This window comes from Haloarcula sp. R1-2 (genome assembly GCF_011627385.1).
Classification (GTDB): domain Archaea; phylum Halobacteriota; class Halobacteria; order Halobacteriales; family Haloarculaceae; genus Haloarcula; species Haloarcula marismortui.
This window is the reverse complement of record NZ_JAANTG010000003.1, coordinates 391,102-404,045: the sequence shown is the minus strand read 5'-3', so window position 1 is coordinate 404,045 and position 12,944 is coordinate 391,102. Positions and strand designations below refer to the sequence as shown.

Annotated in this window: 10 protein-coding genes; 3 read left to right on the top strand and 7 right to left on the bottom strand. The window is 62.6% G+C overall.

Annotated elements, in window-relative coordinates; all coding sequences use genetic code 11:
* The first annotated feature begins 86 nt into the window (after nucleotides 1-86).
* Both G9C82_RS15950 and G9C82_RS15945 read left to right on the top strand, forming a co-directional pair.
* Nucleotides 87-1,865 carry an L-lactate permease gene (locus G9C82_RS15950; RefSeq protein ID WP_004965411.1) on the top strand — a complete coding sequence of 593 codons (1,779 nt, stop codon included), beginning with the start codon at nucleotides 87-89 and terminating at the stop codon, nucleotides 1,863-1,865.
* Between the two features lie 42 nt (nucleotides 1,866-1,907).
* Nucleotides 1,908-4,952, top strand: coding sequence for an FAD-binding and (Fe-S)-binding domain-containing protein (locus G9C82_RS15945; protein ID WP_127014657.1), 3,045 nt, complete (start codon nucleotides 1,908-1,910; stop codon nucleotides 4,950-4,952).
* Between the two features lie 31 nt (nucleotides 4,953-4,983).
* Here G9C82_RS15945 and G9C82_RS15940 read toward each other — a convergent pair whose 3' ends face one another.
* The 7 genes from G9C82_RS15940 to G9C82_RS15910 form a co-directional block, all read right to left on the bottom strand.
* On the bottom strand, nucleotides 4,984-5,430 hold the full coding sequence (locus tag G9C82_RS15940) for a hypothetical protein (protein ID WP_127014656.1): 447 nt from the start codon (nucleotides 5,428-5,430) through the stop codon (nucleotides 4,984-4,986).
* Nucleotides 5,418-7,172 (bottom strand): Nramp family divalent metal transporter, encoded by a 1,755-nt coding sequence (locus G9C82_RS15935; protein ID WP_127014655.1) that lies wholly within the window; start codon nucleotides 7,170-7,172, stop codon nucleotides 5,418-5,420. The genes G9C82_RS15940 and G9C82_RS15935 overlap by 13 nt, the downstream gene beginning before the upstream one ends.
* A gap of 8 nt (nucleotides 7,173-7,180) precedes the next feature.
* Nucleotides 7,181-7,753 carry a helix-turn-helix transcriptional regulator gene (locus tag G9C82_RS15930; protein WP_004965402.1) on the bottom strand — a complete coding sequence of 191 codons (573 nt, stop codon included), beginning with the start codon at nucleotides 7,751-7,753 and terminating at the stop codon, nucleotides 7,181-7,183.
* Between the two features lie 202 nt (nucleotides 7,754-7,955).
* On the bottom strand, nucleotides 7,956-9,302 hold the full coding sequence (locus G9C82_RS15925) for a metallophosphoesterase (protein ID WP_127014654.1): 1,347 nt from the start codon (nucleotides 9,300-9,302) through the stop codon (nucleotides 7,956-7,958).
* A gap of 124 nt (nucleotides 9,303-9,426) precedes the next feature.
* Complete coding sequence (locus G9C82_RS15920; protein WP_004965398.1) at nucleotides 9,427-10,431, bottom strand: alcohol dehydrogenase; 1,005 nt, start codon at nucleotides 10,429-10,431, stop codon at nucleotides 9,427-9,429.
* 115 nt (nucleotides 10,432-10,546) lie between these two features.
* Nucleotides 10,547-11,371, bottom strand: coding sequence for a M48 family metallopeptidase (locus G9C82_RS15915; protein WP_127014653.1), 825 nt, complete (start codon nucleotides 11,369-11,371; stop codon nucleotides 10,547-10,549).
* 83 nt (nucleotides 11,372-11,454) lie between these two features.
* Entirely contained in the window at nucleotides 11,455-12,129 is a 675-nt protein-coding gene (locus G9C82_RS15910; RefSeq protein ID WP_127014652.1) for a class I SAM-dependent methyltransferase, read from the bottom strand.
* A 99-nt stretch (nucleotides 12,130-12,228) separates the two neighbouring features.
* On the opposite strand from G9C82_RS15910, the gene G9C82_RS15905 reads away from it, so the two are divergent.
* A complete protein-coding gene (locus G9C82_RS15905; RefSeq protein WP_174790012.1) occupies nucleotides 12,229-12,849 on the top strand; it encodes a hypothetical protein in 621 nt (206 codons plus the stop codon).
* Nucleotides 12,850-12,944 lie beyond the last annotated feature (95 nt).

Genomic DNA, 12,944 nt, shown 5'->3' with positions numbered 1-12,944 from the left:
AATGAGAGTCCGACATCGCCTCCCGGAGCGGGTGGCTGGTGGAAGTTCGGCCTGTCCGGACGAACAGATTCCGGGGGTGAGAACCAATGTCTGAACACACACTGGTGTTGATGGCACTGCTACCACTGGCGACGATTGCGGTGCTGATGGTCGGGCTGTACCAGCCCGCGACACGGACGATGCCCATCGCGTGGGCGGTGGCGGCCATCGCCGCTTTCGTCGGCTGGCAGATGTCCCCTACGCTGATCGCCGCCGCATCAATACGTGGGGCGCTGACAGCGACCAGAATTCTTGTCATCGTCTTTGGGGCGATACTCCTGCTGTACACGCTGAAACAGTCCGGTGCGTTCGAGGTCATCAACGCAGGGTTCTCCTCGATTAGCGACGACCGGCGCGTACAGGTCATCCTGCTCGTCTTCCTCATGGGGTCGTTCATCGAGGGCGCGGCTGGCTTCGGGACGCCCGCAGCCATTGTTGGCCCGCTGCTGGTCGGTCTGGGCTTCCCGCCACTGGCCGCAGTGGTCGTTGCGCTCACGGGGAATATCCTCGCAATCACCTTCGGTGCGGTCGGGACGCCGCTGATCATCGGACTGCGTGACGTGGTGTTCGCGGAGGGCACGGGCGCCTCACAGCAGGTGCTTCAGCAGGGTGGCTTCGCGAGCGTCGGTGCCTACGTCGCCCAGATTGGCGTGTGGGCGGCGCTCATCCACGCTATCGTTGGCATCGCCATCCCGTTCATCGGCGTGGCGATGATGACCCGGTTCTTCGGCGAGGAGCGGTCGATCAAGCCTGCGCTCGAAGTCCTGCCGCTGTGCCTATTCGCGTGGGCTTCCTTTGCCATTCCGTACGTCGCTACCGCGTACTTCCTCGGCCCGACGTTCCCGGCGCTGCTGGGTGCGATGGTCGGGCTGCTCGTGGTCACGACGACGCTGCGAGCTGGCTACTTCCTCCCCGATGAGGAATGGGACTTCGGCCCGCAGGCCCAGTGGCCGGACCACTGGATCGGCAGCATCGAACCCGGAGAGGGTGTCGGCACCACGTCGGGCGGGAGCCGAGAGGGAACTGTTGCAGCCGACGGTGGCACGGCAACGTTTGAAGACTCGCACTCGCAGGATATGTCGCTGGGTATGGCCTGGCTGCCGTACCTCCTCGTCGCCGCGTTGCTCGTCGTGACCCGCGTCGTCGGTCCGGTTCAGGAGTTCCTGGCGACAAACGGCGTTCTCATGTGGAACAACATCCTTGGCACGCCGTTCTCGGAGGGCGTCGAGATGTTCTACCTCCCGGGGAGCCTCTTCGTGCTGGTTGCCGTGATTACCTACGCGCTCCACGGGATGTCCACCGACGAAATCAAGGCCTCGTGGAGTGAGGCGCTTCGGAACATTGCACCGGCTGTCGTCGCGCTGTGGTTCGCGGTCGCAACGGTCATGATCATGCAGCGGACCGGTAGTGCAATCGTGCTGGAGACCGCGCCGATCAACTCCGGGATGCTCGGTCTGCTGTCCGAAATCACGGCAAGTGGGACCGGCCAGATGTTCCCGTTCTTCTCGGGCTTCATCGGCGCGTTCGGCGCGTTCATCGCCGGTTCGAACACTGTCAGCGACATCCTGTTCGGGCTGTTCCAGTTCCAGGCCGCACAGCAGATCGGCGCGCCGACCCAGATCGTCGTTGCCGCACAGGCGGTCGGCGGCGCAATCGGCAATCTCATCGCGATTCACAACGTGGTCGCCGCCCTCACGGTGGTCGGCCTCATCGGCGAGGAGGGGCGTGTCATCCGCCTCGAACTGATTCCGGTGCTGTACTACGGCGTGTTCACGGGCATACTGACGCTCATTCTCGCCTACGTCGTGGCTCCGGGCGCGTTCTAACCCGACTCACCTACCCACCTACCCTCCACCTACTCCCTACTCATGGCATACGATTCCCGACTCCCCGAGCAACGTGACCCGGCGACAGACCCGAGCGCGAACTACGACTATCAGGGCGACAGCGTCAACCGACCGGACCTTGTTTCGGCGCTGGAGCAGCGCGTGGACGGCGACGTACGCTTCGACACGTACACTCGTGAGCTGTTCGCAACCGACGCGAGCGCGTACGAACAGCTCCCCATCGGCGTCGTCTCGCCGGTCTCGACCGAGGACGTGGTCGCGGTGATGGAGTACTGCGCCGCGGAAGATATTCCGGTGCTTCCACGGGGCGGCGGGACCAGTCTCGCCGGGCAGGCCGTCAATGAGGCGGTCGTCCTCGATTTCAAGCGGTACATGGATGAGCCGCTGTCGGTCGACCCGGATGCACAGCGGGCCCGTGCGCAGGTCGGCATCACTATCGCCCGGCTTAACGACCGGCTCGAACCCCACGGGCTGAAGTTCGCGCCGGACCCGGCGTGGGGTGATAAGAGCGTCCTCGGCGGTGCAATCGGAAACAACACGACCGGCGCACACTCGCTGAAATACGGCAAGACAGACGCCTATATCGAGGAGTGTGAGGTCGTTCTCGCGGACGGAACTCGGACGACCTTCGGCTGGGTGGACGTCGAGGACATCGAAGCGCGGGCAGCCGAGGCCGGCCCGGACGCCGACCTCGAAACCCGGATTTACGCCGAAGTCGCGAAGATCCTCTCGGAGGACGCGACGGAGATAGACGCCAGATATCCGGAGCTCAAGCGCAACGTCTCGGGATATAATCTGGATGAACTGGTCGACAGCGCTAGGGAACGCGGCGAAGTCAACCTTGCCCGCTTGCTCGCCGGGAGCGAAGGGACACTGGCTGTTGTCACTGAGGCGACAGTCTCGCTCGAACCCGTTCCCGACGCTACGGCCATCGCTATGCTGACCTACGACGACATCATCTCGGCGATGCAAGACGTCGCCCCGATTCTCGACCATGACCCATCGGCCGTCGAGGTGATGGACGACGTGCTTCTGGACCTTGCCGCGGAGACGCCAGAGTTCGCCGACGTCGTCAGTATGCTCCCCGAAGAGACGGATTCGACGCTGCTTGTCGAGTTCTACGCCGATTCGCCCGATGATGGCGCTCAGAAGGTCGCCGACCTGCTCGCTGACCGACTCCCGGGCTACGACGCCAGAGAGTCCCCGAGCGAGGAGGCGAGTTCGGTTACCGATGCCCCAGTCCACGCTGTCGATGCGCTGGAGGCATACGACGCGGACCGACAGGCGAAGTTCTGGAAGATGCGCAAGGCCGGGCTGCCGATTCTCCTGTCACGGACTGGTGACGACAAGCACTGGCCGTTCGTCGAGGACACGGCGGTTCCGGCCGAGAATCTCCCGGAATACATCGCCGACATCCGGGAGTTGTTCGACGAGCACGACACATTTGCCTCCTACTACGCCCACGCCGGCCCCGGCGTCCTGCACATCAGGCCGCTATTGAACCTGAAATCCGGCGACGGCATCGAGACGATGGAGGCCATCTCCGACGCTATCACTGACCTTGTCGTCCAGTACGATGGGTCCGTGTCGGGTGAACACGGCGACGGTCGAGCCCGAACCCAGTGGAACCGCAAGCTCTACGGCGACGACCTCTGGGAGACGTTCCGCGACCTGAAGTCGGCGTTCGACCCTGACTGGCGGCTGAACCCGGGCAACATCTGTGGTGAGCACGACCCGGCTGAGAATCTCCGGTACGACCCCGACTACGAGTTCGACGCGGGCTTCGACCCCGCACTCGACTGGGACAACGAGAACGGGTTCCAGGGGATGGTCGAACTCTGTCACGGCTGTGCGGGCTGTACCGGCCATCAGGAGACTACCGGCGGCGTCATGTGTCCGACCTACCGCGCCGCAGAGGAGGAAATCACGAGCACTCGCGGCCGGGCGAACATGCTCCGGTCGGCGATGGACGGGGACCTCCCCGACGACCCCTTCGAGGAGGAGTTCGTCACCGAGGTTCTGGACCTCTGTATCGGCTGTAAGGGCTGCAAAAAGGACTGTCCGAGCGGCGTTGACATGGCGAAGCTCAAGGCCGAGGTGGTCCACGAACATCACCAGCGAGAGGGTATTTCGCTTCGTGACCGGCTGTTCGCCAACGTCGAGACAGTGCTCTCGCTGGGAAGCACGTTCGCCCCGGTGTCGAACTGGCTGATGGACCTGCCGGGCTCGGGACTGCTCATGGAGAAAACGGTCGGTATCACGGAAGAGCGGACGCTACCCGGCTTCCACCGGACCACGTTCCGGGACTGGTGGGCTGACCGCGGCGGCGCAATGGTCGCGGCGAGCAAAGCTGACCGAAAGGCGCTCTTGCTTGCCGACCCCTACACGAACTACAGCCACCCGGACGTCGGGAAGGCCGCCGTAGAAGTGCTGGAGGCGGCGGGCGTCCACGTGGTCGTGCCTGACGGTGTGACCGACAGCGGTCGTCCCGCGTTCTCCAAGAGTATGCTGGACCACGCCCGCGAGACGGCACAGGCGAACGTGGACGCGCTCGCGCCACGAATCCGCGGCGGCTGGGACGTGGTCACTATCGAACCTTCCGACGCAGTCATGTATCAGGTCGACTACTGTGACCTGCTCTCCGGCGACGATGTCGATACCGTCGCGGAGAACACGTATGGCATCTGCGAGTATCTCGATACGTACCGGCTGGGAGAGACGATCCCCTTCGACGAATCGGGCGACTCGCTGGCGTACCACGGCCACTGCCACCAGAAGGCGACAAAGAAAGACCACCACGCTGTCGGCGTTCTGCGCCGGGCCGGATATGCTGTCGACCCGCTTGATTCGGGCTGTTGTGGCATGGCCGGCAGTTTCGGCTACGAGGCCGAACACTACTCGATGAGCGAGGGTATCGCGGACCTCCTGCTGGGACAGATAGACGACTCCCCTGCTGAGCAAGTCGTCGCACCCGGCGCATCCTGCCGGTCCCAGATCGACGATTTCGGCGATGGCGAGACTGAGCCGCCACATCCCATCGAGATGGTCGCAGCGGCGATCCAGTAACCGGGTATGCAGCGACAACCCCCGGCAGTGATCAGAACCCAAACCCGTCTTTCTGCCTGACCGTGACGTCGTGCCCGTCAACTGTTGCCCGAAGCGCCTGTGTGAACGGTTCGGGGTCGAACTGACCGTGGACGCGAACCGTCGTCGCGGAGTCTGTCCGGGGCTGTGCGGTGATTTTCGGCCGACCGATTCGGCCACCCGTGTGGATATCGACGCTGTCGAGTGCGTCGTATGACTGTGTTTCGACCTGTTCGGCTGTCTCGATGGCCGCGGGGACGCCCTCCTCGACCACCTGTGACGCGAAGGCGGCAGCCCGCTGGTCCGGCGACCCGAACAACAGGTCGACGGGTGTCAGATAGTCGTACTCGACGAAGTAGGCTCGATCCGTACAGAACAACACGTCGATAAGCCGGAGCGGGTACGAGCCGCGCATCGTGTAATGCAAGTGGACGCGGAGTTCATCGGTCACGAGAACCACCCTTTCGCAGTGGCCGCGTCAGCGACCGTTCCGTCTGAGGCAACCTTCGCACGTCCCACCCGATACATCGTATACACCTGGACGAGTAGGAAGACCGCCCAGAGGGCGTACCCGCCCGGTGCACTGCCGAGTACGGCCGTCTGCACGGCGAACATCTGTAATCCCAGCCGTGTCGCCAGCCCAGTTCCAATCAGGAGGACGCTGAAATAGCCGAAAAACGCGGCTGCGACCCACATTGCGGCGATCCGACCCCAGCCCGGCATTGTGTGCTCCGGGAGCCGGACTGTATTGACGAGCTGGACGATGACGATGTATGGCCACATCAATAACCCGGACATCGACGCCCCAACGACGAGCAATCCGAAGGGGTCGGATATCGATATCGGCAGGGTGAGGATGAGCACGCCCCAGCCACAGAAGACGGTCAGGAGTCCCCAGAACAGTCGTGGCAGACTCCAGCCCGCCTCCCGACCGTACAGCTCGTAGATAATATCGGAGCTGTTCCGGACGAACGACTCGATAATCGCGTATTCGGTCGTGAACAGGGCGAGAAACAGTGTGACGTAGATGACGCTCGTCGTGAACCCGCCGACCGACGGCGCAATCTCGATGAGCCACATATCGACTGCGTCACTCGTCGCCCCCGGTGCCTGTGATACCGCGATGACGACCAGCATCGTCGTGACCAGCAGGAGGCCCAGCAGGAAGGTCAACAGGTGTTCTAACTGTGTCACGCGCCACCAGCCCCGCCACCGTTTGAGGTTCTGCGTGTCCGGGGTGAACGTGAACCCGTCCTCGTGAACCGTCTCGGGGTCGTCGCCGGCGAAGGGGTTCTTGATTCGGCCCTGATACCGACCCATTCCGTAGCCTTTCTCCCGTATCCAGAGGCTCTGTGAGAGATTGAGGTAGCCGCCCGCGCCGGCGTAGGCCAGCGCCCCGACCAGCACAGCGATGGTTCCGACCGGTGAGTAGTCGCCGACTTCCGTCAGGCTCCCCGGGACGCTGACCAGTACGTCAAGCGACCCGATGAGAACGAACAGCAGCAGTGTGAACGCAATCGACAAGGCCACCAGGATTAGCTGGAGGCTCTCGACGACGTTGTACATCAGCGGCGTCACCTGGTATGTGACCCAGATGAACACCATGAGCCCGATGCCGAACAGTCGCCAGCCAACGATGTCGACGCCGGCGAAGTCGTACGTGCCGAGGGCGAGCCCTTCGGCCCCGATTCGTGCGGCGCTCGCAGCCCACCCTGGCCAGCCGAGACTGACGAACCCGCCTATAAGCATGGCTAGTGGGAGGACCGGGTGCACTCTCTCGAACGCTCGAAACACGCTTTCACCGGTCGCAAGGGTCCATCGCTGTATCTCTGTGTTGATGACAAAGTGGAGACAGACGGCCACGAGGAACAGCCAGTACAGCCCCCACCCGTAGCTGGCGACCAGATGTGGCCAGAACAGCGTCTCACCGCTGCCGAGCGACGCCCCGAGCATGATCGCGCTTGGACCGACGACATGGCGGAGCTTCGGTACTTTCGGCAACGAGAGTTCTCTGAACCGCCCGCCGGTCCCCGTGTCTGGATGGTCGTCGCTCTCCGGTGCCGCCTCGAGGTTATCGTATGCGACCGGGGTGTACGAGGAGATTGGGTAGCGCTGCTCTTTACGGGAGGCGTACACCTCTGCTGTCTCCGACTCCGTCTCTTCCGCTACGTCCGACTGTTCCGTCGGCTTTTCGTCTGGCATCGGTGAACTCACCCACCGACGTAGTGCCAGACGTGTCCGTGGTCGACAGCTAGGTCAACCTGTGGGAGGTCCTCCAGCGCAGGCCCGATAGCGTCCCACCACTCGTCAGCGGTCTTGTACCCCGCCGGATGCTCCTGAAACACTTCGGTAATGAGTTTCCCGGCATCGGTGTCGGGGTTTTCGCGGAGATAGTCGTACGCAGCCCGTAGCGCCGCACGCCGGTCGTCGAGTACATCCCCCGTCCCCGGCAGGTCCGCGTCGGCGATGCTGTGCTCGACCGGGGGCTCTCGTTCCTGTTGGGGTTCCGCGCCCGAGCCGACAAGCTGGGAGAACGGGATCCACCAGACCCGACTCCGTGCCCCGACTTTCCGCGTTTCCAGATCCCCTCGTTCCACGAGTACGTCGAGCTTGTTGTGTGCCGTTTTCCGGGAACAGCCGAGTGCGTCCATCACATCGGTTGCCGTCAACGGTTTCGCCTGGTCCGCCCGATCTTGAAACACCGAGAGCACTCGCTCCGGTGTGAACTCTGCCGTGGACGGTGGCGACCCGTCAGCCCGACCATCGTCCGCGGTATTGCTCATACGTAGCCATTACAGTCGTATGTAATAGACTTTTCTGCATAACCTCCGTTTCGGGAGCAAACACTTTCCCTCCGTCTGACGCTTGATAGACATCAATCACACACGAAGGCATGAATGTACCCTCTCAGTGGATACACCAACAATGGGGTGTCAAAAAGCCTCTTCATTAGTCTCCCTCCGCCAGCGACCACGCTCCGTTGTATCAGTCTAATTCTTGCTCAGCCGGCTCCGGTGCAGACACCGACTGCTCGGTTTCCACGACCGCACGCTCTGGTAGTTCGATGTCAGGTTTCCGACCGAGCGTCAGCAGGCGCTCAGTGAGTGTTAGCTCCTCAGGACTGGGGCTGGGCTTTTGTACTTCCTCGTAGTCGACGATTACCTGCCCCGCCTCGGCCGTGATACGGACCGCACAGAGCTGGTACGAGGGGTAAAACACCGGGGGAAGCAGCCCGATGACACCGTCCCGACGGTGGAGCCGTTTGAGCCAAGTCCCGCTGTTGACGACTAACCCACCGTCGACTGACTGCACGCTCGGTCGGTGCGTGTGACCGTAGCAGAAGACAACCACGTCTTCCTTTTCGTCGAACACTTCGCGGGCGGCTTCCTTGTACGTCGTCTGAGTGTCGACTGTGAGGTCTGTCTCGAAAACGCCAAAGCGATTGATGGTCTTCTTGATATCCCGTCGAAGGAGATACAGCGGGATGCCCACGAGCAACAGGAGCCCGGCCAGCGACGCATTCACCACGAGCAGCACCCAGATGGCGGTCCCGACGGTGCCGAACTGGCCCAGAAACGACGTTGTCGTTTCGACCGGTGCCGACCAGACTCCGAGCAGGTTCAACGCCGCCAGAATCGCCAGGATAGCACTAACGTTGAACAACAGCAGGAACGGGACGAGTGCGTACCGCAACAGCGGGTTCATTTCCCGGTAGAAGTACTTCGAAAGCATCCACACCGGGACTCGTTCCGTTGGCGTCACCGCCTGCACGTCCTTGAGCCAGTTGTACCGACCCCGGTCCGAGAGCTGGCCGGCCCGACTCGTCACCAGCGTGTTGTAGTAGTAGCCAAGCGGCGTCACGTTGGTGTCGCCCCAGTCTTCGATGCGGTTGTTGGGGTCCTGCTGATTGCCGTGTTCGAAGTGGATGGCCTGGTCCCCGACCGGACGGGTAATTGACTTCGACTGGACGAGATTGACGTTGTACGCCGCGAACCGCTCCGCGTACTCGTCATAGGCCGCGAGTTCGTGGTCGTGATTCCCTGGGATCAGGGTTATTTCGATGTTCTCGCCGGTCTTTTGCAACTGCTCGAACAGCGACGGATAGGTCGCTTCGAGGACATCGAACTTCTCCAGTCCCGACATCCCGGTGAACTCCCACAGCCCGAACGCGTCGCCGTTAATGAGTAGCTTGACGTCCTCGTCGGTGGTCTCCAGCCGCGATAAAAAATCAAGCAGTTCGTCCAGAAACTCCACGTCCTCTAGTTGTTCGTCGCCGCCGATGTGGAGGTCGCTGATGACGTAATAGACGCGGTCGTCGGCGGTGCCGTCCATTGAATACGGGTTCTTGACCCACAGACAAAGGCGTTGCTCTCCGGGATATCACGGCGGCAGGTCGTCGCTTCGGCTGGGTGTGTCGCTGGAATACGTGTTCCCGCCGGTGTCGCGACCTGCCCGATTACAGTTCAAGCACGGCCCGGAATCGTGCTTCGTTGTCGATCATCCGGCCGTAAGCCTCATTCACCTCTTCGAGCGGGTAGGTCTCTATTTCCGGTGCGATGTCGCGAAGCGAACTGAACTCAAGCGTGTCCTGTGAGTCGCGTGCGTGTCCGGAGGCCCAGCCCTCGACAGCGCCCCGGGTCTGGACGAGTTGCTGTCCGCTCACCGCTACCGGTTCGCCGGGGACGCCCACAACCACGACGGAGCCGTCGACACCGATGCCGCTGACGATGGAACTGATGGCGTCACTCGACGGTGCCGTCGCCAGCACCACATCGGCCCCACCAAGCTCCTGCAGTCGCTGCCCGGCGTCTGTCTCCGCCGCGTTAATGAAGTGGTCGGCTCCAAGCTCTTTCGCCAGCGATTCTTTTTCGGGCGTTCGGGAGATCGCGGCCGTCTCGAAGCCGGCCGCGTGTGCATACTGGATACCGAGGTGACCGAGGCCGCCGACGCCCTGCACGGCGACGAGGTCGCCGACGTTCGCATCGCTGTTCCGCAGCGCGTTGAATGTCGTCACGCCCGCACAGAGGAGCGGTGCCGCGGCCGCCGCATCAAGTGATTCCGGAATCTTTGCGAGCGCCTCCGACGGTGCGGTCATGTACTCCGCGTACCCGCCGTCGTAGCTCAGCCCAGTGATTTCACCGTTCTCACACTGGAGGAAGTTCCCCTGCCGACACTGGTCACACGTCGAACAGTGGCCGCCGTGCCAGCCGACGCCGACCCTGTCGCCCACATCCCAGGCGTCGACAGCGTCGCCGACGGCGTCTACGTGGCCCGCCACCTCGTGGCCGGGAACCCGCGGATAGGAGACGACCGGGTTGGTCCCTTCTTTGGCGAACACGTCGCTGTGACAGATGCCACAGGCGTCGACCGAGACCCGTACCTCGCCGGGGTCCGGCTCGGGTACGTCTCGTTCGACGACCTCGAAGTCAGCCCCTGGCTCGGGTACGACTGCCGCTTGCATTGTATCAGACATATCGCTACTTTCGGCTCGACGCTGATAAGCGGCCAGTTAGCAGAGAGCTGTACGGGGCGTTTGTTGGGATGTCCGACCAGACCGCGCCGAGGCAGCTCCTCGTTCAGGACCGGAGCCGCTGGATTCGCTTCTCCGTCGGCGGGTGGGTCGAAAACAGCTTCTCGAACAGCCCCTTGTCGGCGTTGAAAATACAGAGGGCGTTCATGCTGTCGTCGACGGCTGATTCCCGCCCCTCCGCACCGCGAGAGATTTTTTCGAGCGCACGGGCCAGCGGCTCGCCGGTGCCGATGGCGCGGCGCGCGTCCGCGTCGGCGACGTATTCCCGATACCTCGAAATCGCCAGCACGAACACCATGACCAGCGCGTTCGCGAGCGAGGAGGCGATCATCGCCATGATCCAGGAACCGACGTTTCGCTCGCCGCCGAACAGCACTGCGAAGTAAGCGACGTAGCCGACGAGCATTCCGATGGACTGCCCGACGACCATCGTGATGACGTCCCGGTTCTTGATGTGGGCCAGTTCGTGCGCGATGACACCCTCCAGTTCGTCATCATCCAGCAGTTGCATCAGTTCGCTCGACACGACGACGACACCCGCACCTTTCCGGCCGACGGCGAAGGCGTTGGGCACGCCCATGTCCATCATCATCAGTCGCGGCTCCTCGATATTCATATCTCTGCAGAGCCGCCGAACCATCTGGTGGACGTAGCCGAACCGCTGGTCGTCCGGCATCTCCTCCGCGCCACGGAGTGCCAGCCACTTCCCGAGCTTGTACTGGATCGCCGGCACAACGAGGATGCCGACGAGGAGCACCGGGACAAGCGGCAGGCCTAACAGCACCGACAGTGCCGTTCCGGCGAAAACGTAGAACGCGAACAGAACCGCACCGACGACAAGCATCCGCACCTGTAATCCGAAATCTGTCATACAGGGTCAAATCCGTCCGGCCACATAAACCGTCTGGCTGATAGCGCCGCTTGCGTCACTGGATTTCGCTGTGGATACAGCGCTTACGGCTTGTGGAGCGCGTAACTCCGTCGCCCATGGGTTTCAAGCGTGAGAGACGCCAGCCGCCAGTCGGTCTCTGAACAGAACTGGTGGACGGCAGGGATGACGCCGTTCACGATTTTGTAGTCGTCGCCCGTAATGTACCCGTCATCTGCGACTGCTCGCTGGCTCTCTCTGAGTTCGGCCAGCGTGGCCTCGTATTCATGGGAACTGTTGATGTACACCCAGTCGAGCGAGTCAGTGTCGGTCTCACGGAGCACGGTAATCGGCTCAGCGTCCCGCAGATGTACAGTGCCCTGATGACCGCTGAATCGTTGCTTAACAGCCTGCCGCTCTTCGTCGTTGTCCCACTGGTCGACCAGATAGAGCGTTTCCGGCCGCGTGACCCTGCTGATTGATTCGGCGAAGGAACCGTCTCCAGTACCGAACTCGGCGGCGGTCCCGCTGGCCGGCAGGTGTTCGAGGAGATCCGTCCGTTGGGGGAGAACTTGCACGTGTTCGAGCGCTGCCGCCGGGAGCGACGCCGGCACGCCTTCCTTCCGGTCCAGAATGGCCGCTGCTGCGGCTCCTTCTGTCGTGTCGGGTGGGAACGCAGTCTGATAGAGTCCGGCAATCAGCGGGTAGAGACGGTCCGGACAGGACTCGGTGATAGTGCGCTTTGCCCATGATAGTGACACTCTATTGAAATGACACTGCAACGGAGAGTAAAAGCATGCCGACTCCCCGCTCGCTATAGAGCCGAAAAGCTATGCGCCTGGGTCCGAAACGGCACTGGCATGCCTGTTTCCCGCTTTCTCCGACGGTTCCGGCCCTACTCTGTCCCGATCTGTCTGTTTACGGTGGTCGGCGCTGCCGTGTTGTTCGTGCCGGTGCTGGTTCTCGGGGACGCGACCGGACGCACATACGCCCTGACCGTGGCGGTTCTCATCGTCGCAATCTCGTCGGTCCTTCCGTACGCTGCCGCCGTCGGTGTTCTAACGGTCCCGTTCCTCTACACTGGCGTCGGGAGCTATGCGTCGCCGGCGGTCCTGCCGACCGACGCAGAGTCCCTTGCGCTGGCCGGAGTCCTCCGACACGTGGTCGCGGGCATCTCGTATGTCGTCGCGGCCACCGCTGTCGGCGCTGTCGGCATCGGCCTTGATTTCGCAGCTTCGAGTGGGTCGGAGCCGTTTCCGGCGGTCGGTTTCCCGTCGTTTCCGTCACTCGGGGTTCCGCCGTTTCTGCTGCTCGGGGGCGTGGTCACCGCTGGTGTCTACGTTACGGTTCAACTGTGGCGGTACGGGAAATCGCTCCGGGACCTTGGTTGGGAGACCGTTCTCGGCACGGGCGTTCTCGGCTTGCTCCTCGCTGTGGCGCCTGTGGTCGCGCTCTGGATTTTCGGGTCGTACGGCTTCTGACCGTTCCCGTGTTCCCTGCGAGAGCCGGCTTATTTGCAGACCGTCCGATAGTCGGTGCTACCCGCCGCCTTCCAAACGGATTAATGGCGCAAGCA